At 69.7% G+C, this 20,620-nt stretch carries 15 protein-coding genes and 2 pseudogenes; 3 read left to right on the forward strand and 14 right to left on the reverse strand.

The features are described from left to right. Positions 1–2 precede the first annotated feature (2 nt). The 6 genes from OCT49_RS00600 to OCT49_RS00625 form a co-directional block, all read right to left on the reverse strand. Positions 3–830, reverse strand: a complete 828-nt coding sequence (locus OCT49_RS00600) for a hypothetical protein (RefSeq protein ID WP_283849913.1) — start codon at positions 828–830, stop codon at positions 3–5. Between the two features lie 141 nt (positions 831–971). Continuing rightward, positions 972–1,322, reverse strand: coding sequence for a hypothetical protein (locus tag OCT49_RS00605; RefSeq protein WP_283856029.1), 351 nt, complete (start codon positions 1,320–1,322; stop codon positions 972–974). Positions 1,323–1,751: 429 nt separating this feature from the next. Beyond that, positions 1,752–3,002: an NAD(P)/FAD-dependent oxidoreductase gene (locus OCT49_RS00610; protein WP_283849914.1), complete on the reverse strand. Its 1,251-nt coding sequence runs from the start codon at positions 3,000–3,002 to the stop codon at positions 1,752–1,754. Continuing rightward, positions 3,002–4,435, reverse strand: coding sequence for an NAD(P)/FAD-dependent oxidoreductase (locus OCT49_RS00615; protein WP_283849915.1), 1,434 nt, complete (start codon positions 4,433–4,435; stop codon positions 3,002–3,004). Before OCT49_RS00615 ends, OCT49_RS00610 begins: the two co-directional genes overlap by 1 nt. Next, complete coding sequence (locus OCT49_RS00620) at positions 4,432–5,865, reverse strand: FGGY family carbohydrate kinase (RefSeq protein WP_283849916.1); 1,434 nt, start codon at positions 5,863–5,865, stop codon at positions 4,432–4,434. The genes OCT49_RS00615 and OCT49_RS00620 overlap by 4 nt, the downstream gene beginning before the upstream one ends. Next, positions 5,862–7,394 (reverse strand): APC family permease, encoded by a 1,533-nt coding sequence (locus OCT49_RS00625; RefSeq protein ID WP_283849917.1) that lies wholly within the window; start codon positions 7,392–7,394, stop codon positions 5,862–5,864. Before OCT49_RS00625 ends, OCT49_RS00620 begins: the two co-directional genes overlap by 4 nt. 406 nt (positions 7,395–7,800) lie before the next feature. Between OCT49_RS00625 and OCT49_RS00630 the strand changes: the two genes are divergently transcribed. The 3 genes from OCT49_RS00630 (at position 7,801) to OCT49_RS00640 (ending at position 9,927) form a co-directional block, all read left to right on the forward strand. Next, positions 7,801–8,562: a DeoR/GlpR family DNA-binding transcription regulator gene (locus OCT49_RS00630; RefSeq protein ID WP_283849918.1), complete on the forward strand. Its 762-nt coding sequence runs from the start codon at positions 7,801–7,803 to the stop codon at positions 8,560–8,562. A 391-nt stretch (positions 8,563–8,953) separates the two neighbouring features. After that, positions 8,954–9,274, forward strand: coding sequence for a RidA family protein (locus OCT49_RS00635; RefSeq protein WP_283849919.1), 321 nt, complete (start codon positions 8,954–8,956; stop codon positions 9,272–9,274). Further along, positions 9,271–9,927 carry an HAD family hydrolase gene (locus OCT49_RS00640; protein WP_283849920.1) on the forward strand — a complete coding sequence of 219 codons (657 nt, stop codon included), beginning with the start codon at positions 9,271–9,273 and terminating at the stop codon, positions 9,925–9,927. Before OCT49_RS00635 ends, OCT49_RS00640 begins: the two co-directional genes overlap by 4 nt. Before the next feature lie 394 nt (positions 9,928–10,321). Here the strand turns inward: OCT49_RS00640 and OCT49_RS39995 are convergent. The 8 genes and pseudogenes from OCT49_RS39995 to OCT49_RS00690 form a co-directional block, all read right to left on the reverse strand. Beyond that, positions 10,322–10,861 (reverse strand): annotated as a pseudogene (locus OCT49_RS39995) (IS3 family transposase); the annotation flags it as partial. A 127-nt stretch (positions 10,862–10,988) separates the two neighbouring features. Then, on the reverse strand, positions 10,989–11,198 hold the full coding sequence (locus OCT49_RS00655) for a hypothetical protein (RefSeq protein WP_283849921.1): 210 nt from the start codon (positions 11,196–11,198) through the stop codon (positions 10,989–10,991). Positions 11,199–11,246: 48 nt separating this feature from the next. Beyond that, on the reverse strand, positions 11,247–11,396 hold the full coding sequence (locus OCT49_RS00660) for a hypothetical protein (RefSeq protein ID WP_283856030.1): 150 nt from the start codon (positions 11,394–11,396) through the stop codon (positions 11,247–11,249). A gap of 42 nt (positions 11,397–11,438) precedes the next feature. Then, a pseudogene (locus tag OCT49_RS00665) lies at positions 11,439–11,797 on the reverse strand (PIN domain-containing protein); the annotation flags it as partial. A gap of 470 nt (positions 11,798–12,267) precedes the next feature. Continuing rightward, positions 12,268–13,269 (reverse strand): endonuclease/exonuclease/phosphatase family protein, encoded by a 1,002-nt coding sequence (locus tag OCT49_RS00670; protein ID WP_283849922.1) that lies wholly within the window; start codon positions 13,267–13,269, stop codon positions 12,268–12,270. A gap of 1,461 nt (positions 13,270–14,730) precedes the next feature. After that, positions 14,731–16,605 carry a hypothetical protein gene (locus OCT49_RS00680; protein ID WP_283849923.1) on the reverse strand — a complete coding sequence of 625 codons (1,875 nt, stop codon included), beginning with the start codon at positions 16,603–16,605 and terminating at the stop codon, positions 14,731–14,733. Between the two features lie 74 nt (positions 16,606–16,679). After that, positions 16,680–17,831 carry an NAD(P)/FAD-dependent oxidoreductase gene (locus tag OCT49_RS00685; protein WP_283849924.1) on the reverse strand — a complete coding sequence of 384 codons (1,152 nt, stop codon included), beginning with the start codon at positions 17,829–17,831 and terminating at the stop codon, positions 16,680–16,682. Positions 17,832–17,865: 34 nt separating this feature from the next. Next, positions 17,866–19,917 carry a LodA/GoxA family CTQ-dependent oxidase gene (locus tag OCT49_RS00690; RefSeq protein ID WP_283849925.1) on the reverse strand — a complete coding sequence of 684 codons (2,052 nt, stop codon included), beginning with the start codon at positions 19,915–19,917 and terminating at the stop codon, positions 17,866–17,868. Between the last annotated feature and the right edge of the window lie 703 nt (positions 19,918–20,620).

A 20,620-nucleotide genomic window follows, 5' to 3' on the forward strand; every position in this document is an offset into this window, starting at 1 on the left:
CTCTACCCGCACGGAACAGGGCAGGCCAAGGGCGAACAAGCTGACGGCCGTGCTCGACCACCTGGCTGGAACCGCCAGATCACGACCTCGGTCCAGGCCGAGTTCAGGACCAGAAGGTCACCATCGGGCCGACGCAGCCCTTCTGTGGCGGCGAGGCCATTGGAACGGACAGCACCTCGGCGGCCAGGAGCAGGGCGGCGATGGCGCGGCGTGAGGCACCACTTCGCGATCACCAGGCCCGACGGCCATCGGGTCTCTGCGACCTCATCCTCGAGCCGGCGCAGCGTCTTGGTGATGGCCTGCTCGATGATTCGGCGTGTCCTGGAGTCTCCCCGCATCCACAGCACGATCAGGGACGCCTGCGCCCGGAAGGTGAAGTCGAGAGCGGACAAGGGGGTCGTCTTGCGCCGCTCGATCTCTTCGACCGGCTGCCCCAGGACAATCGCCAGCCGGGCCGTGGCCGGGTCCGCGCCGTCGTCCAGGAGCTCGCGGTGGACCGCGGAGGCGTTGCCGTGCCAGTACGCCAGCAGCACCCGCAGCTCGGGGGTGATCTCGAAGCGGTCGGTACGGCGGGCGCCGGGAGCGGCGGCGGTGGCGGGTGTAGTGGTGGCCTCGGCCAGCCACCGCCATACGGTGCGATCGGAGACGTTCAGGCACTGCGCCGTGGTGTGCACGTGGGCGCGGGTGAGCCGGGGCTCGGCGCGCAGCGTAAGCAGATGCTGTACGGCCGGGGCGCGCAGGGCGGTCAGCGACACCGCGTCAAGGGCGGGTCCGGCCTCGTCGGGCGGGGACGCCGGGGCGGGGGTGGTGTGGGAGGGCGTGGTGTCCATCGTGGTCCTTCCCGCGCGTGCGGGAATCGCCCGGTGTGAAGGCGGGCAGGGGCGCGGGCCAAGGCGGGTGCAGAGGGCGGCATCGGCCGTGTGCTCGGGGTGGCGGTCCGGGGCGGCGTACGCGTGGGAGGTGGTCTTCGCTCAGGTGCGGAAGTTGCCGTGTGCGCGCGTCTCGTCCGTATGCAGCAGATCGGCGTCGGTCGCGGTGTCCCACAAGGGGTGGAACAGGCGCAGCACACCGGGGACCTGCGCGGAATCCAGGCGTGGGACGTGCTGCCAGGTCAGCACGCGTGAGGCCAGCGCGGGAGCACGTGCCAGGGTGCGCTCGGCGCCCGCCCCGCACAGCACGAGCGAAGTCTGGTGCGCGCCCGGCACGTACAAGCGCACGCCGTCGGTGAACGGCGAAGTACCTGTTGCATCGGAGCTGTCGGTGTCGTCCTGCAGTGCGGGTTCAACGGCCGCCTGGCCGGCCTCGTCGATGGTGCCCGGCAACGCCAGCTCGGCCAGCGCCCGGTCATACCCCTGCGGATCGAGGGAGGTTCCGCACCCCTCGGTCGTCCCTGCCTCCCGTCTCCCGCCGCGCTGGTTGGGACCTCCACCGCGACACGTACGACGGCACGCACCCGAACGCCTCCGGCGAGCACAGACCCGCGGCCTCCTTCGCCGCTGGGCCGATGCGGACGGTGGGGTGGTACCGGGAGCATCCGCAGTGGTGGGGGGGCCGGTGAGCAATTGTCGTCTTCGGGTGCCGGTTTCACCGCTGTGACCAGGGTCGTTGGGTTCGAGATACACCAGCGACCGTAGCGACCAGCAGTGTCTCATCGCCATCCGGTGTCACTCGTGCGGCCGGCTTACCGGCGCTCCTGAAAGCGCTGCCCGTCTGCGGTGGTGGCCACCACCGCAGACGGGCAGCACGACGGGCTACATCGTGATGTGGACGGGGCCTCCGGTGCGGGAGATCCCGTCGAGGACCGAGGACGGGATGCGGAAGACCCGGCCGGGGGCCGCAGGCCAGGCGAGGGTGCGGCGGGTGACGACACGGCCGTCCTGACGGACCGTCACCCTGGGGAAGCGGACGAACTCGTCCGTCCAGAGCAGGAGTCGGTCGCGGGCTGGAGCAGGATCGCCCGGGCGGAGGATCTGCGGTGCGATCCAGCGGAACGGGGCGTCGGCGATCAGGCGGACCCCTTCGGCCGGCTTGCTCCTTCCGTCCAGGTGGTTGATCACCTGCTGGGCGACGTGCTTGCCGTCGAGGGCGGCCACGTCGGCGGTGTCGACGGGGTGGAGCATGTTGCCGACGGCGAAGACCCCGGGTCGGCTGGTGCGCAGCGCGGTGTCCGTGAGGGGGCCGAGGGTGCTCTCGTCGAGGGTGATGCCCGCGGAACGCACGAGTTCGTGGTCGGGGATCCAGTCGCCGGTGAAGACGACGGTGTCGCATTCGACCGTTCGGCGCTTGCCCGTATCGAGGTGCTCGATCTCGACAGCCTCGCAGCGGCCCTTGCCCAGGACCTGGGTGACACGGCTGCGGGTGGCGACCGGAACGCGGAGAATGGTGCGGCCCGCCGCGTTGAAGGCGCCGTAGGACTCTGCCTTCGGGTACTTGCTGATCATGAGCGCAGGGGTGCAGCCGGCTTCGCGGAGGGTCATGGCCGCGGACCAGCTGACCAGTTCGCCACCGACGATGACGGCCCGCTTGCCGACGGGCTGGTGGTGGAGGTGGACAAGATTTTGGAGTTGTCCGGTGGTGTAGACCCCGTGGGGGCGGTCTCCGGGGATGCGGCGTGCGGTGCGGGGCCGTTCGCGGGCGCCGGTCGCCAGGACGATGGCACGGGCACGGATCTGATAGCGGCCCTCGGGGCTGGTGACGTCGACGGTGTGCTGGTCGGACCAGCCGGTGACCATGGTGCTGGTGCGGATCTCCGCTCCGGACCGTGTGGCCCGGTCGGTCAAGTGACGGGCGTAGGCGGGGCCGGTCATCACGCGGCGCAGGTCTCGCAGGCCGTATCCGGTGTGGTCGCTGTGCCGGGGAATGCCGCCGGCATGCTTTTCCCGGTCGACGACCATGACCCGGCCGGCACCGCGGTCGACGAGTTCGGCGGCTGCGGTGAGCCCTGCGGGGCCGCCACCGATGATGAGAACATCGGGCTCGATGAGGGGCAGCTGGTGGGTCATCACTTGTCCTTGTGCTGGCTGCAGCAGCCGTCGTCGGTCTGGTGCTGGGTGCGCAGGGCGGCGACGGCCGCGCCGCAGAAGAAGCCCTGGCAGCGGCCGTTCATGGCCCGGGTGCGTCGGCGCAGCCCTTCCAGACTGCGCGCGGGCACCGGGGCATGGCAGGCGTCCCGGATCTCGCCCTCGGTGACCCGTTCGCAGAAGCAGACGATGGTGCCGTACGCGGTGTCCTCGGCGATGAGGTCGGTGTCCTGGTAGGGGCGTGTGGTGGCTTCGCCGATGTTCGGCATCCGGGGCGGGGCAGGCAGGTCGCTGCGGCTGCGGAGCCCGAGACCGGTTTCCGCCAGGAGCCCGGTGACGTGCTCGGCGATGGCGATGCCGGCTGTCAGGCCGGTGGAGCGGATGCCACCCACAAGGAGGTACCGCTGTTCGGGGGTGGCTTCGATGAGGTAGTCGTCGCGGTCGATCGCGGCGCGCAGTCCGGCATAGCTGGCGGTGACCTCCTCGCTGAGCAGGCTCGGCATGAGCCGCGCACCCTTGCTGAGGAGGAAGTCGTAGCCGTCCTCGGACGTGGCGGTGTTGGTGCGGTCGGTGAGGTCCTCGGCGGTGGGGCCGAGCATGACGTTGCCGTAGATCGTCGGGGAGATGAGCACGCCCTTGCCGCGGGAGGAGGGCACTGGCAGGACGATCTTGCCGACCTTGGGCCGTGCCAGCTTGTCGAACACGAACAGCTCGCCGCGGCGGGGGGTGACGGTGAAGCGGTCGTGGCCGAAGAGCTGGTCGATCATGTCGGCGCCGAGGCCTGCCGCGTTGACGACCCAGCGGGCTCGCACGTCGCCCCGGGCGGTGTACAGCGTCGTCGCGTCGTCGCCCACGTCGATGCCGGTCACGGCGTGTTCGAGCAGTAGCGTCGTCCCGCGCTGTTTGGCGTCCGTGGCCAGGGCGAGGTTGGTGGTCCAGGTGCAGATGATGGACTCGTCGGGAACGGCCAGGCCGCCGAGCACGCCCTCGCCGAGATCGGGCAGGACCCGGTACACCTCGTCCGCGTCGACGATGCGGCAGTGCTCGTATCCGTTGGCCTCGGCCTTCTCCTTCAGGGCGGGCAAGGCGTCGAGCTCTTCCTGGTTCCAGGCCACCAGCACGGCGCCGGTGTGCTCGACGGGGATTCCGGTGGCCTTGGCGTAATCGCTCAGCAGGTGGTAGCCGCGAGCCACGAGTCGGGACTCCAGGGTGCCCGGTTTCGCGTCGAAGCCTGTGTGCAGGATGGCGGTGTTGGCCTTGCTGGTTCCGTCTCCGACGTCGTCGCGGGCTTCGAGCAGCGCCACGGAGACATCGTGGCCCGACAGTTCGCGTGCGATGGCCGAGCCGACGATGCCTCCTCCGATCACCGCGATGTCGAAGATTTCGGGGTGAGGACGGTGGGGGGTGGGGGTCATGAGTGGTCTCCCTTGGTGGCACACGCTGCGGCGGCCTGCGCCCATGTGGTGCGAAACTCCTGGGCCCGGTCCTCGGACCAGCGGGGTTCGTAGACAGCCGACGGCTGCCAGTGGCCGACGGCCTCTTCGAGGCTGACGGCGGGGTCAAGAGCGCAGCGGGCGAGCGCGGCGGCGCCGAGGGGGGTGGCGTGCGCGTTGGGGTAGATGTCGACGGGGAGCTGGGCGATGTCGGCCTGGGCCTGCATGAGAGCAGCGGAGTTGGTCAGCCCGCCGTCGGCGCGCAGCCGGTTCAGGGGCCGGTCGAGGTCGCGGCCGACGAGGGCCGTCAACTCGGTGACCTGGGCGGCTATGCCCTGGAGTACAGCCAGGATGAGGTGCTCGCGGCGGGTGGACAGAGTCAGGCCGGTGAGGGAGGCCGTGGCCTCGGAAGCCCACCACGGAGCGGCGAGTCCGGCGAACGCCGGGACGCACATGACGCCCTCGCTGTCCTCCGCGGCCAGCGCGTCGAGGTCGGTGGCGGACCGGAGAAGACCGAGGTCCTGCAACCAGCGTACGGCCGAGGCCACGGTGTAGACCTGACCGTCCAGGCAATACCGGGTCTGCCCCGCGGCCTGCCAGGCCACCGATGTCGTCAGGCCTGCGCTGGAGCGCACGGGGATCGGCCCCGTGTTCGCCAGCAGGAACGCGCCCGTGCCGTAGGTGCACTTGGCAGTGCCCTGCTCCAGGCACGCCTCGGCGACCAGAGCGGCCTGCTGGTCGACGATCAGGCCTGCCACCGGCGTCTCCTGCCCGAAGGCGCGCGTGGTACCGACGACCTCGTCGCTGCCGACGATGCGCGGCAGCCGCTCGTCGCCGAGGGAGAACAGATCGGCGAGATGCCCGTCCCACGCCGCGCCGTCCAGGTCGAAGATCAGCGAACGGCTGGCGGTGGAGGCGTCGGTGACGAACTCGCCCGTCAGGTGGTGCACGAGCCAGGTGTCGGTGGTGGTCACCACCCCGTCACGGGTGAGGTTGCGGCGCAGCCACGCCATCTTGGGCGCGGAGAAGTAGGGGTCGAGAACGAGACCGGTGCGCTGTGCGATGGCCTCGCGGTGCTCGGCCAGCTCGGCGCAGATGCTCTCCGCACGGCTGTCCTGCCAGACGATCGCCGGGGACAGCGGCGTTCCTGTGGCTTCGTCCCAGGCCAGAACGGTCTCCCCTTGGTTGGCCAGGGCCACGCCGTCGATGGGCCGGCCGGCCATGCTCATGGCCCGGCGGCCGGCGGTGAGGACGGAATCGAGCAGTTCGTGCGGGTTCTGTTCCACGCCTCCGCCGGGCAGGTAGGTGGGACGGATGGTCTCCTCGGCTATGGCGACCGTTCCGTCCTCGGCGTCGACGACGATGGCTTTGGTGCCCGAGGTGCCTTGGTCGATGGCGAGGATCGTGGTCATCGCGGGGCCCCTTCCATGCCGGCCGCGGAGGACACGGTGGTGTTGTCCAGGGCCCGGTCGACGTCAGCCATGTCCGGCATGGTCAGGGCGGCGCGGCCACGCCGGACGATGAGCGCCACCAGGTAGACGGCGCCGATCCCGCACAGCACCAGGACGTAGGCCCAGGGACCGCGGAAGGAGGCGTCCCGGAAGATGAGCAGCTCGTACACCAGCCAGACCGCGGCCAGAAGCAGGACCGGGACCTCCCACCTTCCCAGGGAGAAGCCGCGCGACGGCGGCAGGGAGGAGCGCTTGGCCGCGTACATCGCGACCGTGCCGGCGTAGATGACGGCGGGCAGCAGGGTGGCGGCGGAGAAAAGTTGGAACAGTGCGTCGGTGGAACGGGAGAAGACCGCGAGGACGATCTGCGCGATGATCATCATGAACACAGTGGCGTTCAGCGGCGTCGCCGTCCGGGGGTGGATGCGCTTGAGCAGGCGCCATCCGGGGAAGCGCTCGTCCCGGGACATCGCGTAGACCAGGCGGGTTCCGCTGAGGGTGATCACCAGTCCGCAGGAGAAGATCGAGACCACGACGAGGACCAGGAGGGCCTTACCCACCACGGACCCGAGGACGGCGGTGATCACGGTGGCCACCGGGGTGGCCGACTCGGTGGCGCCGTCGACCTGACCGACGGCGGCGGTCACGGCGATCAGGAAGAGAAAGCCGAGGACGCCCAGGGACAGGACGGCCTGGACCATCGCCTTGGGGATGACACGGGCGGGGTTCTTGGTCTCCTCCGCCAGGTTTGCCGCGGACTCGAATCCGACGATGGTGAACGCGCCGAGCAGGAACGCCAGGGCGAAGGGGCCGGCATGGGTTCCGTCGCCCAGACCGTAGTAGCCACTCTCCGGGACCGTCCCGGTGTCGAACAGGTTGGCGAAATCGAGCTTGCCGGTGAAGTAGCCCACCGCGAACAGCAGCACCGTCAGCGCGATCATGCCGATGAGCTGTGCTGTCACCGCCGCACTGTTGACCTTGTGCGTGATACGCGTGGACGCGGCGACCAGCAGGGCCTGCAGCAGCACCACGCCGGCCGTGATGACCCAGGCGTTCTGTGTCGTTCCGACGTACTGGAACAGCTCGGGGAGGATCGTGGAGGCGATCGTGTAGTCCACGGCGACCACGACGACCCCGAGGAAGGCGAACGAGATCCAGCCCATGATCCAGCCCCACACGGGACCGACGATCCGTGAGACCCACTGGTAGGAGTAGCCGCTGATCGGGATGCGCGCCGCCAGCGCTCCGAAGACGAGGGCGATGCAGAGCTGGCCGATCACGGATATCGGCCAGGCCCAGATGCCGCGCGGGCCCGAGGTGGCGAGCACCGAGCCGTAGGCCGTGAAGATGCCTGTCGCGATCGACACGAACCCGAAAGCCACGGAGAACGAGGCGTACCAGCCCAGCTCTCGCGCCATCACCGGGTTCGGCTCGCCCTGCTGCACCTCAGCCGTTCTTGGCGCCTGAGCACCTGCTTCTGATTTGGCCATGCCCTCGTTCCCTGCTTCAGAGTGCCCCGCCACAGCCGTGAAAGCCAGCGGGTGGTGGGAGAACCGAATGTGATCGGCATCAAGGCGCGTCCCCCAGGGATGCGCTGGAGCCTGTCCGTGGGACGGCTGCAAGGGCGCGATCCGCGCGCCACCTCGACGCCTGTCAATAGCACCCTCGTGACCGTTTGTGTGGACTATTGACTGCTGAGAGTGTGGACCCTTGCCCGTTTGCCGTCAAGGGGTCGCCCTCCCGACCTGGTGAACCACTGCCGATCAGCTCGCAGAAACCGCCTTGATCTGCAGAGAAAGCCAACTTTGAGGCCGCCGACAGCGCGTTTCGGACATCACATGAGCCCTAGAATGCAGTCAGGGTTCCACAGAAACAGTCAATCAGAGAGGGCCGGACGTGCTAGCAGCCGAGCGTCACCGCAGGATCGTCGCCGAGATCACTCGGCTCAAATTCATCACGACGGACGACCTGACCAGCCTGCTCGGTGTCTCCCACGAGACGATCCGCAGGGACCTCGCTCTCCTGGAGCGCCGCGGCGAGCTGGCACGCGTCCACGGAGGGGCCACCGCCGTCCAGTCCCCCGTCGGGGAGGAGGCATCCTTCAATGAGCGCAGGAGCGCTTTCCTCGCCGAGAAGCAGGCCATCGGCCGCGCCGCGGCAGCCCTGATCGAACCCAACCAGACGGTCGTCATCGATGTCGGCACCACGGCCCTGGAGGTGGCCCGCGCTCTGCCCGCCGACCACGTCGGCGTCATCGCCACCCCTTCCCTGCTCGTGGCCGCCGAAGTGAGCTCCCGTCCGCACGTCGAGGTCCTGGTCAGCGGCGGGCGGTTGCGCGGAGGCGATCTGGCCTGCTCCAACGCCCAGACCGTCGAATTCTTCAGCAACCTTCGCGCGGACGCGGTCTTCCTGGGCTCCGGGGGTATCGCCTCCTACGGCCTGACCGACTTCCACCTCGACGAAGTCGCAACGAAGCGCACCATGCTGGCCAACGCGTCCCACCGCTACGTACTCGCCGATTCCAGCAAGTTCGGACGCACGGCCGCCCACCGCGTCTGTGAACTCGACGGCTTCGACACCCTTGTCACCGACAGCCCTTGCCCGGACGACCTGAGTGACGCCCTCGGCGCGGCGGGCGACAACATCGTCGTGGCCTGAAACCCTCGCGGCCTGAAGGCAGGACGGCCAACCACTTCCTTCGGCGTCGGCAACTCCCTCTTGCATCGGGCACGGTGGGCCCCCTCCCCAGGAGCAGCGTGAGAATCCAGCCGCTCCACCGCGGCTGTCCAGAGGCATCCATCGAAGCCCCCGCCTGGACCTCCTCTTGACTCCCTCCGCCCAGCACGTCCACAATCACAGACAGAAACAGTCAACTTTCCACATGTTCGGGCAATCGGAGCGACGGCGCATCATGGCAGGATCGAGACGCTGCAACCCGCCTTCCACGGCCGGACGAACCACTACCACCCCGTGTGTGAGTGTGGCCGACTCGGCAGCACGGGCCTCCGCTTCACCCCGGCTTTCACACGCATTGAAATCGAGGGAACACATGTCCCGACGCGGGAACACCTTCTTGTGTTCCTCCCGCGAGCCTGTGCTCGGGTACCCCCGGGCCGTCCGAATCGGGAAGCGTGCCTTCGTCGCCGGCATGACGGCCGGGCCCGCCGAAGGTGCCGACGCAGCAGCACATGCACGCGAGACCTTCGGTCGTGCCGACTCCGACTCGGCGGGCGCTGTCCACGACTCGGCGGGCGCTGGCCACGGAGAATTCTTCCGCGGCATCTCCCCTGTCACGACAGTCGTCGAGGCGGGCGCGCTCGTTGCCGCAGGCCTTCTCGTCGAGATGAAAGCCGACGCCGTCCCGCAGTGAACCCGGCCAAGAACATCACCTCGATCTTCGACCTTGATGGCGTCCTGACCAGCGAGGACACGATGGCGTCACTGGTCGCAGCCCGTCTGGCAACTCATCCTCTCCGGTTCGTCACTGCGATCCCACCGTTCTTGCTCGCCTCGGCAACACCGCCCGGAGGCGCGCTGAAGCCCGCAATGCACCGGGCGATCGTAGCCTTGGCGCTGCGCGGAATGACCTGCGGCCAGTACGAGAAACTGGCAACCGTGACAGGGCGGACCATGGCAGCCCGGACAGCTGTCAAGCAAGCCGTGGCAAGGTGCCGGTACGCCCGCACTCTCGGTCCGACAGTCGTGGCGACAGCCTCGGAAGAGAACCTCGCGCGTGCGTTTCTGGACGGCGTCGGGTTGCACGGCATCCCCCTGGCCGCTTCCCGGCTCGACTTCACCCCACGAGGGCCTCGACTCGTCGCGCACAACGTGGGCGCGGCAAAGGTCGGCGCCGTCCGAGCGCTGGGGTTCGCCCCGGAGGACGCGGTCCTGTACACCGACTCGGCCAGCGACATCCCGCTCGCCCGTATCGCCCGCCGAACCGTCGCCGTCAACGCCGACCGTCGCTCGATCGCAAAGCTCACCAGCGCTTCCGCAGACATCTCTCACGAGCGCTGGCACTGAGGCGGCACGCTGTCCCAACTGTCCCTTTCCATAACCACCGTTGCCGCATCCAGAAGTGAAATGAGCATGAAAGCGCCGCCCGGCCTGCCGCGTCGAAGATGACGGCCGTGGCATACCCGGCCGGCGTTGTCACGTTGTCGAGGAGTTCCCCGTCACCGAGCCCGAGACAGGGCCCTGAGCAAGGGGAAGCCCGCCCGGATGGCCGCCGTCCTGCCCAGCCACCCGGTCTTGTTCGTCGGCGAGATTCGGGGCACCGGGGCCCGTACGTACGACTACGGCCGTTGCTCGGCGGCAAACACGGCACCGGGACAATTGCGTGCGACGACCGCGACGCAGCTGCTGAGCGCAGGCCACGGAAATGAACGCGCGGACGCGAGGGCCTCCATGTCCTTCGTCAAGCGAGGCGGGGTGCTCGGTGTTCGTGGAAGGTGCCGTCGCGGAACATCGCGAACAGCACGCTGATGCAGTGCCGGGCAAGCCGGAGAAGAGCCTGGGTGTGGATCTTTCCTCGGGCTCTGCACTTGTCGTAGTAGGTGCGGGAGGCGGGATCGTGCAGGGCTGCGAACGCGGACAGGAACATCGCCCGTTTGAGCTGCCGGTTGCCTCCCCGTGGTGCGTGTTCGCCGTGGATCGAGGTCCCCGACGACTTTGTGGCCGGGGCGGGTCCGGCGTAGGAGGCGAGGTGGCCGGCACTACGGAAGTCGCGAAGGACCGGGTCGGGGCGGGTGGCCGCGTGGGGGTCGGGGAGCGTGGTGCGGTGTCGGCTTCTGCGGTGCCGCCCCGCCAGTCCGGCCAGGCGCATGAGCCGGGCCACCCTGCGGCGCCCGCAGCCGGCGCCCTCGCGCTGGAGGACGGCGTGAACGCGCGGGGCCTCGTAGGTGCCCCAGGACTGCTCGTGCACGGCAGTGATCTCTCGGTCAGCTCGGCGTCCCGCACCGCGCGGGGTCCGGTTGTGCCTGTGCGGCGGGCGTAGAAGGCGGCTCGGGAGACCTTGAGTAGTTCACACGTACGCTTGACGTTGTGACCTGCGGTTTTCTCCGCCTCGATGAACAGGTGCACCGTCACCGGGTCTCCTTCGCGAAGAAAGACGTCGCACGCCTGAGGATCTCCACGTCCTCCCGCAGCCTGCGGTTCTCCCGCCGCGAAGCGGCAAGTTCCTCGCGTTCGCCGCTGGTCAGGCCGTCCCACTGGCACAGCTCGACGATCTCGGCCTTGAATTCCGGCGTGAACGAGCGGCGAGGACGCGGCTTCTTCTTCCCCATGCTCTCCATGACGGACATCATCCTTCCGGGGCCGAAGCCCCTGATCTCCGATGTCCGTCAAAGCGGATCAAGCCCAAGGCGCCGCAGCGTGTCATCCAGGGACAGGACGTCTGGCTCGATGATGTCCCAGACGCTCACCGACTGCGGATCGATGTCGCGCAGGACGCGTTCGGCCAGCCGCCGGGCAAGCCGGTCGAGCGTCTTCAAACTCATGAGACTGGTGCCGGTCGTGGTCCACCGGCGCCGTTTGAGATCCAGTACGCGCACCGGCTCGCCCGTCCACCGGTGCGGGGCGGTGGTGGCGATGATCGCGCCGTCGGGACGGTCCGGGGTGGGCTGCGCCGCGTACTGGCTGTGCGCCGCGGCCCACGCCTCCTGTCGCGCGACGGCCAGGGCGGCGGCCAGGTCCAGATCGAGGACGGTGATTCCGGGCAGGGAAGCCAGGTGTTCGACCGTGCAGGGCCGGGCGCGGTCGGCTTCGACTAACGCGCATGCCGGGGCATACAGGAACCAGCCCGATTCGGCCTGGGCGCGGTGGATCAGACAGGAAGCGAGGACGTTGCCCGGCCGGCTGCGGCCATCGCGGTGTCGTCCAGGACGATGTGCATGGTGTCGCTCACCGGCTGGTCACCTGGGCCAGGCGCCGGTCCAGCTTGCTGTCCAGGTCCTGTTCCTGGGCAGCGGTTGGAGGGGCAGGTTGGTGATCCGGGAAGCGGGCGTCGCGGCAGCGACGGGCCTCGGGCCCGGGTGTCAGGGCATCTGGACCAGGCGTCGCTGACCTGACGGGACCGGCGGAGCAGGACGATGGCTGCGTATACCGCAATGGCGATCAGGAGGAGGGGGATGACGTTGAACAGAGCTTCCATGGGATCCCCGGAGGCGTACGTCGGAGTCGGATGGTCCAGGTCTGCGGCCCGTCGACAGCCCGTTCCTCCGGCACGGCGCTGGTCCGGGCACCGGGGACGTCGACGGTGGGGTCGGGCGCTGGTCTGGTAGCAGGTGTCACTGACCGCGTCCGGCTGACGAATCTCGATGGCGTCGGCCGGACGACCCCGTGGCGCGGCAGGGCGCTTGAGGGTCAGTCGAAGTCGAAGGTGGCGACGACGGGGGCGTGGTCGGACTCGGGGTATTTGATGTCGGTGGCGAAGGCGATGGAGTCGTCGTGGAGGATCTCGTTGTGGATCTCTGAGCCGCGGTAGTGGGCGAGGAGGTTGCGGGTGACGAGCATGTGGTCGATCATCTGGCCGCGGCCGTGGTGGAAAAGGGTGTAGCGGGCCTCGCTGGGAATGGTGTGCTCGATGGGGACCAGGACCCGGGTGGCAAGTTCGCCGTTGTTGGTGTCCTCGACGTTGCCGCAGATCGCCAGGACCGGGACTTCTTCAGGCTCGGCGTTGAAGTCACCGGCGACGATGATGCGCGCATCCGGGTCGTGGTCGAGGATCTGGTCGATGAGGCGCCTGACCTCCAGGGCCTGGCTCATTCGCTTCATGGATGACAGGAAGCTGCCTTCGGCCCAGCTGTCGGCGCTGCTCCAGATGTCCTTCCGGGGGCCGATCAGTTGGCCGGGGATGTCGCTGGGGATCTTGGATTTCAGATGCACGTTGATGACGTGCAGGAGCCGGCCGGGGGCTGCGTGGTCGATGTCGATCTGCGCGTGCAGGATGGGCCGTTCGATACCGATCGTGACCGGCGCCGTGTCCGGGGGGTTGGCGGTGAGCCGCTGGTAGCGGGGCTCGTTGACCAGGTCGTTCTTCAACTGCTGGTGCTTGATGACCGGCAGGTGGGTGGCGATGACCAGGTTGCGCATGTCGAAGACCGCGTCGTCAGCGGGCTTGGTGCTGGTCAGGGACGCACCGGCGAGGTTGGTGTCGGCGAGGAGCTCCTTGAGGGCGAGCAGGTCACGCGGCTGTCCGGGGCGTTCCTGGCCGTGGACTTCCTGGAAGCAGGCGATATCCGCGCGCAGCCGGGTGATCTGCGGCTTCATCAACGCGATGCGTTCATCCAGCGACGGGTGCGGCACGTTCGGGGCGGGCTCGTCGAAGTTCTCCAGGTTAAACGTGGCAATCCGGATCTGTGTCACACGTGCTCCCAGGGCTCGCCGCAAGTCGGAATACGTAACGTAATCAGACATTACCCATAGTGAAAAGGAGGCGCGCTTGCGTTCGTCGGCCGCCCGGCAGTTCGCCGCATCCTGCGACGCCCACTCTGGAGGTTTTGGATCGGTGCTGGATGTCCTGCGGGGCGCCCGTCTCTCAGGTGGCACAGACGAGGCGTGGCGGGCAGGAACGATCAGGCGCCTCTCTACAGCACATCGGGCGTGAGCTCGATGCGTACGCCCTCGCCCTCCCTGAGGATGAAAACGTTGTCGGTCCGCGCCCGCCAGCTGATGGGCACGGCATAGTAACGCCCGGCACACCAGGACGAGGACGACAGCATCAACGGCTTCAGCCCCGCCCCGGCCGTCGGATTCGGGCTCTACAACGCCTACGAGGAAGCCGCCGCATGGTGAACCCGAGCCCGCCAAGCGCAAGCAGCCCACCCGCCGGCGACGGCGGGGCCGAGCCGTCCTGGCCCCTGACCACCTGGCAGGGCTGGCGCCGCTTCGCCACCACCGGCCCCGTCCCCCCGCCCCGGCCCGGCGACCCGCCCCGCAGCATGGAAGAACGCCCGGCCCTCACTGATCGTCACCGGACCCGGCGCCGCAGGGAAAACGACCGTCCTCCTGAACGTCGGCCGCACCTGCCACCTCGCCCACACCCGCAAAAACCCCGCACCGCCCGGATCAGCCCACACTGCAGTATCCGTCGCCTACGTCCTCGTCCCGCCCGGCGCCACCGCGAAGGGCGGCGACGGCTTCGCGGGGATCGTCTGGCAGGATCCGCAAGGGTACGGCTGTCCGTTCTCACCCCCTTCCTCTCAACACGGACGCGAGAAGATCTACCAAGCCGGAGATCAGGAGTTCGTCGGCGGCTGCCTCGGGGGTGGCGGGTGGTCGAGACCGTGAAAGACCACGGGAGTGCCGTCCTCGGTCCAGGCGACGCTCGCGTCGTGGGCAGTGCCGTAGGGCCGAAGAGCCAGGGCCCTGCCGCGGGGGCCGGAATCCTGAAATGCCACAGGAGCACGTAGCCTTCCGTCTCATCCGCAACCCCACCCGCCCCGCAGGCATCGACCGCCTCTACAACCTCACCTGCACCGCAGCCCGACACTCCGAGGATCCTCTAACAAGCGGGCAGTTGAGACGAAAACGCCCTCTTATGAAGGTGCGCGGCTACAGGACCCGGCCAGAACCGAGGCCGACCGGTTTCCGACCAGACCCAGATGCGTTCTCAGGTAGCCCCCTCCAGCCCACCTCACGTGGTGACCCAGTTCGCCTACGCGACCATTCTCCGTGCGCGCGCCACGCAAACGCGAGACCCGGTGTCCGGACGGCAGTCCCGAGGGACTTCCCCCGTCCGCCCGTGGGTCACAGCCGGGCGCCGGGGACGGAGGTCGTCTCCGGCGCGTCGGTGTGCGCCCTCCTTGTTCTCGGGCCGCGCGGGCCTCACTCGGAGAACAGTGCCGTCTCCGCCGCCGTACTGCTGAAGCCGTTGGTCGTCGTGATGCGCAGACGGACGTCGTCCCCGGGCCGGAACTGACCGCGGTCGAGGTGGACCGTGGGCTCCTTGAGCCCGACGCCCAGGGTCTGCCAGGTGCGGCCCCCGTCCGCGCTGACCTGTGCGGAGTAGGAGAGGTCGGGCTCGAGGTCCTGGTCGAACTCCAGGGCCATGCCGAGCATGCCCTCCTCGGTGCCCGCGGACCGCACGGTCCGCAGTGCGGGCGGGCTGCCGCCCGGCCGGAAGGTGTCCATCACCTGACCGTCCACGACCAGTTCGACCGCCTCCGGAGCGGATCCGGCCGACGCCACCGCGTCGATCAGGCCGGTCCGGTCGGCGCTCGGCTCCAGTTCCGAGTTCAACTTGACCGGCACCTGGATCTCCTGCGGCGGTGTCCCCCCGGACTGCAGGATCCGCAGCACGGCCGTCGGGGCCTGTACGCCGTCCGCCGCCTCCTGCCCGGTCGGCGGGCTCGGGGGAACGGCCGACCGGTCCACCGGGTTGACGAACCGGATGCTGCCCTCGTGGCGGGTCAGGTTCACCGTCCCGACGACGCTGACGAGTTGTTCGGGCGCCCCGTCCGGGCCGGGACCCGCCCCCGCCTGTGCGCCGGGGCCCGTCGATGTCACCCTGGTCACGGTGCGCGTGGGGTGGCGGTCGTCGGGCCGCCCGCCGCTGCCACCGAGTCCCGCCCTGACCGTGGTGGTCAGCAGCGGAACCATCGGGGCTGGTTCGGGGACCGGGCCGGTGCCCGACACGAGGGCGTCCTCGGCGAGCAGGCGGCGCCGCACGCCCTCGTAGGTGTAGGAGCTGAGCCACTGGAAGTCGCAGTAGGTCATCACGTCGTGCCACTGATCCCCCGGCAGCGCCTTCATCGGCAGGCCCAGGGCCTCGTCGCCGACGTCGAAGCCGACGAACGCGTGGGTCTCGTCGCCGAGCTGGCCGTCCTTGAAGGGGTAGTTCAGCAGGTCGTCGTGGCTCTCCCCACAGAATCCGGGGTGTCTGCGGCCCAGAGTGTGGGCCAATTCGTGGGCGCCGTACCAGTCGCCGTACGTGCCGTCGAAGTCCCAGCCGAAGTCGGCGGAGCCGGTTGGTCCCGACGCCACGGTGGTGGGGTCGGGCAGCGCGGGTATGCCCGCGGCGGCACCGCGCATGAAGAAGCCGCTGTCGGCCACCAGCCCGTAGTAGTGCGTGCGCTGGTCCCCGCCGGCGCTCATGTCGAGCGACCGGATCGCGGCGAGCTGGGCATTGATGTCCTCGGGGCCGAATTGCGGCGGGACGACCGCGTCGACGACTCCGCGCGTGCTGATGACCTCGGCCACCGGATAGGCGCGCCGGAGCCAGGAGACCAGTGCCTGGTAGTCCTTCTCCCGTGGGGCGCGGACGGTGGCGGGACTGCCGAACGGATAGCGCACACCCAGAATGCGCAGACGCAGCGGCGGCCCGGCCTTGAACCAGACCGTGGGTCCGGCAGAACCGGTGAGCGGCAGCGGGATCCCGCTGCCCGCGTCGACGACGTTCACCGCCGTGACGCTGAGCGGGCCTTCGGCCGTCAGCCAGCTGGGCAGCAGGAAATTGAGGCTGAGTCCGGCGTCCCCACGGCACGTGGCGAGGTCGTGGGGCTGGACCGGATCGAGGGTGATCGCGTTGACGGAGGCGATCGTGCCGGCCGGTTCCGCCGGGGAGCTGCGAACGGCAATGGCGCCCCTCACGGAGACTGCCGGGCCGGAGGTGCTCCTGAGATACAACCGGACGACAGTGGTCTTTCCCGCGATCAGGGTCACCGAGTGGTTGAGGTTCTGTACGGCTTGGGTGATTTCCACTGCGTCCAGAACGCAATGCGGCTGCGAAACCATGATGGAACCCCCAGAACGGGTGATTTGCCCCTCTGCCCACTCTACTCGCGGAGCCCCTGGCCGTCGTGTGGGCGGACGGCCCCCCGCCGTTGCCAGAACGGCAGTTCCGACCAGCGGGTTTCCATCGCGTACGCCTTCGCGTGATGGTGTACGTAGGCGGTGGCGACGCCGTCGAGGAAGTCCGTGTACGAGGCCAGGACCGGGCGGGGCGGCGCGCCCGCGAGGCACAGGGCCACGGCGAGGCCGGCGCGGGCTCCACTGTGCAGAGCGGTGAGGATGCCCTGCGAGGAGAGCGGGTCGAAGGCCAGTGCCGCGTCACCGGCGGCGAGCCAGCCCCGGCCGCCGTACGGCGTGAGGCGCAGGCCGTGGGCGGTGCTCCAGCGCGGAGCCGGCGGACCGGTGAAGTCCCCGGCCGTGAGGCGGGCGCCGATGTACCGGGTGCGCAGGGCGGCGCCCAGGAACCCGTCGGGGGTGCGCAGGCGGGGGTCGGCGAGGTCGGGGTCCGTCAGATGAGCGACGATCCGGCCCACGGGGGTCAGCGTCGTGTACCACCATCCGCCCGGTACCGCTTCGACGACGGTCCTGGTCTCCCGGTCCGACTCCCCGCTGGTGGGGTTTTCCTGGCGTGACATCAGGACGTGAGCGGCAACCAACCGGTCCTGCCGCCGACGGACCGCTCGACGCCGGGCGAGGGCCGCGCGCCGTCCCGTCGCATCGACGGCCCAGGCGCAGCGCAGCTCCCTTGTGCTGTGCTCCTGGCGAACGAGCAGGCGCAGGCCGGGGCCGTCGTCCACGGCGTCCATGGCCCGCCCGCGGAGCGGCTCAGCGCCCGCCGCGTGGGCCGCTTCCCGCAGGAACGCGTCGAAGCGGAGGCGGTCCAGCTGCCATCCCGCGCCGTACGGGTCCTGCACCGGGCCGCGCTCGTGCAGCACGGGCGAGCCCCAGGAGACGTACATCCCGGTGGAGCGCAAGTGGGGCGCGGCGGTGCTGTCGGGCCACAGGTTCAGGTCGCGCAGCAGCGGGGCGGCGGCCGAGGGCAGGCTTTCGCCGACCTTGTGGGCGCACGCTGCGGGGGCGGGTGGGTCGTCCACGATCGCCACGCGCCGCCCGGCCCGCGCGAGCACGAGGGCGGCCACCGCGCCGGCCGGTCCCCCGCCGGCGACGACCGCGTCGTAGACGTCGTGACGCGTCACCGTCGGCCGCCGGGGTGGGCCGTCGTGTGCCGGGTCATCGGTTGCCCGGGAAGCGGGCGACCTTCGCGATGTAGCCCGCCGACAGTTCCTCGTCGGGTTCCTCGGCGAGGGCGACGGCGGTCGCCAGGACGGCGTCCCGCAGCCGCTCGTCGGCGGCGAGCGGCACGTGCAGGCTCAGCAGGTTGCGGCCGTGTGGCGGGGCCGGCTCGGCGGGGAAGGAGACTTCGGACTCGACGAGCATCTCGGCGGGCAGCAGGGGGTCGTCGGTGACGCCCGGACGGCGTTCGACCAGGCCGAGCCTGCCGAAGTCCTTCACCATGGCGTTGATGGTGGCCTTGTAGGGCGAGGGCAGCCAGCGGTCCCAGGAGGCCCGCCGGTAGAACGCCTCAAGGCGCTCCTCACGCGGGCGCGTGGGGTCGAGGGCGATCAGATAGTCCTCCTCGGTGAGGACGTGGTTGGGCACCCGGGCGGGCCAGAACGTCGGCAGATACGGGTCGTACCGGCGTTCGTACCCGGAGCGGCAGCTCGCGGTGTCCGTCTGCCAGGGCACGGCCATCCAGCGGGTCAGGCCGCCGGGTCGTTGGGCGTACAGCGGCCCGTCGTACGACAGCGCGGTCTTCGGGGTGAGCACCTTGCCGTAGGAACGTTCCTGGCTGCTCCGCAGACGGATGCGAAACGGCGCGCTGTACAGCGTGGTGTGGCGCATCGGCCAGGTGATCTCGCAGCCGGGATGGAAGGCGTCGGCAAGGCAGAAGGACAGGGCCGCGCGGTCGAGGGCGGCGGGGCGGACGGCGAGCGGCAGCTGGTCGAGTTCCGTGTGCGTGGCGCCGGGACCGGGGACGTGGTCGGGGACGAAGTCGCCGCGGGTCCAGCGCTCCAGCAGCCGTGTCTGGAGCGGGGACAGGGCCAGGTGCTGGCGTGCGGAGACGGCGGGCAGGCTCATCGCGTCGCCGTAGACGGGCGGCCAGGGAATCGGTGATGTGCCGTCCCGGTCCGGGTCACGCATGGCCTTCGAGATCTGCCGGCGCAACTCCTTGTGGCGCGCGCCGGGGTCGGCGAGGGCGGCCAGCAGATCGGGGGCGAGGAAGTGTTCGCGTCCACCGTGTCCGAACAGGGTGGCCAGGCCCTGGTTGACCCATTGCAGATCGCACAGGCGTCGCAGGATGGGCAGGATGTCGTGTGTGAAGGAGACCTGCTCCGGTTCGGGGAGCATTCCGGCCGTGGTGAACGCGTCGCGGAGGAGGTCGTACAGCGTGCGCACGGACTTCAGTTCGGGCGCGTAGTTGGGCGGGCCGACCACCACCCAGGCCGGTTCGACGTGCAGCTTGCGGCCGTCGACACGGACCTCGGCGGTGACCGGGCCGTCGGAGACGTCGTCGTACCAGCCGTCGTTGTTGGCGAAGTCCTCGGCCTCCTTGAAGTCCACGGATTCGGAGACGCCCCGGCCGCCGATGAAGATCAGCCGCCCGGCCTCGTCGGTGCGCAGCTCGCCGAGGTAGACCGGGATGCGGAGGAACTTCCCTGTGTCAAAACACAGTTCGGGACCGCCTGATTGGTCGGGGCCCTGCACGGAGCGGGGGCCGGGGTCGATGACGAGCCCGTGGCGGTCCGCACCGGCGACCAGGGGGTTGCGGAGTTGGCTCTCGGCCGCCTGGTCGGCCTCTGGGATGTCCAGGGCCAGCTGGAACTGGTACCAGTCGGCTTTCTTGTTGGCGACGTGCACGGTCCAGCGCACCTCGGCGTTGTCCGCGGTGAGCTCGGCCACCGGTTCCCCGGCCGCGTTGTAGCCGTAGATCCGGAACCGGGCCGCCTGCCGCTTCAGGGCGCCGGTCGCGTCCTTGTACGAGCCGGTGGGCAGTGGGGGCTCGTCGTCGGTCTCGGGGGCGAGGAAGAAACCGTCGGCGCTGTCGCCGACCCGGGCGACGCCGATCGCGGGGTGGATGGCGGCCCGCACGATCCGGGTGTCGCACGCCGGAGGCTCGGTGGACGGGGGCTGGACCGGGTCGGGCTCGGCGACCGGGATGCCGTTGGCGTGGTTGTCGTTCTCGAAGGGTCCTGAGGACGAGGAAGCAGAAGTGACGGCCATGACTCGATCTCCCGCGATGCGGCGCTACCAGGGGTGCACTCGGGTGCGCAGGGCTCGTGGAGTGTTGTGCAGGGGTGCATCGTCCGTACAGTTCTCCATGCTGACAAACAAGCATGCGACGCGCGACCGAAGGGCGGACCTGCACTCCTCACGGAGAGGCGGTCCCGCAGCGGCGCCCCGGGGTGAGCTTCGGTGAGTCGCATGTCACCCGGAACTCCACCAGACTGGGCAGTGGGCCCCGCGCCGCCTGATGTGGCTGCCACGCCCGTCGGCCCCGCCCGTGCGACGTCGGCGCCCCTGTGTCCGCGTGGTGCGGACAAACACGCAATCACCCGTCCACGAACCGGAATGGGGAAGCACCGTTACAGCCGCCGAACATGACAGGCGGGACCGTCCGGGCAGCCGGACGCGCCGACGCGCGGTTGGTGCGTCTCCTGGACGCGGCCCGCGAGAGAACCCGGGAGGTGGACCGGCCACCGAGCACGACCACACCACTCGCCCCGCACATGGTCACGACGATCCTGGTCGGGAGGCACGGGTCACGGCCCACTTCCTTCGGTCCTGGCGGGGTACAGCGCGGGGCAGTTGCCCTTCCTCGGGGCCGGTGCGCTGGTTCTGGCGTTCGTGGTGGGGTTCGGGCCGGCCGTGGGGGTGAGGTCCCGACGCCGTGTCGTGGACAGTTCGCTGCCCCATCCGCAGTCTG

Origin of the sequence: Streptomyces sp. ML-6, assembly GCF_030116705.1 — a bacterium.
Taxonomy (GTDB): Bacteria; Actinomycetota; Actinomycetes; order Streptomycetales; family Streptomycetaceae; genus Streptomyces.

Bases quoted from the DNA above. Each gene is read 5' to 3' on its own strand.
- OCT49_RS00600 (WP_283849913.1), bottom strand. From the start codon at position 830: ATGGACACCACGCCCTCCCACACCACCCCCGCCCCGGCGTCCCCGCCC.
- OCT49_RS00610 (WP_283849914.1), bottom strand. From the start codon at position 3,002: ATGACCCACCAGCTGCCCCTCATCGAGCCCGATGTTCTCATCATCGGT.
- OCT49_RS00615 (WP_283849915.1), bottom strand. From the start codon at position 4,435: ATGACCCCCACCCCCCACCGTCCTCACCCCGAAATCTTCGACATCGCG.
- OCT49_RS00620 (WP_283849916.1), bottom strand. From the start codon at position 5,865: ATGACCACGATCCTCGCCATCGACCAAGGCACCTCGGGCACCAAAGCC.
- OCT49_RS00625 (WP_283849917.1), bottom strand. From the start codon at position 7,394: ATGGCCAAATCAGAAGCAGGTGCTCAGGCGCCAAGAACGGCTGAGGTG.
- OCT49_RS00635 (WP_283849919.1), top strand. From the start codon at position 8,954: ATGTCCCGACGCGGGAACACCTTCTTGTGTTCCTCCCGCGAGCCTGTG.
- OCT49_RS00655 (WP_283849921.1), bottom strand. From the start codon at position 11,198: ATGGAGAGCATGGGGAAGAAGAAGCCGCGTCCTCGCCGCTCGTTCACG.
- OCT49_RS00690 (WP_283849925.1), bottom strand. From the start codon at position 19,917: ATGGCCGTCACTTCTGCTTCCTCGTCCTCAGGACCCTTCGAGAACGAC.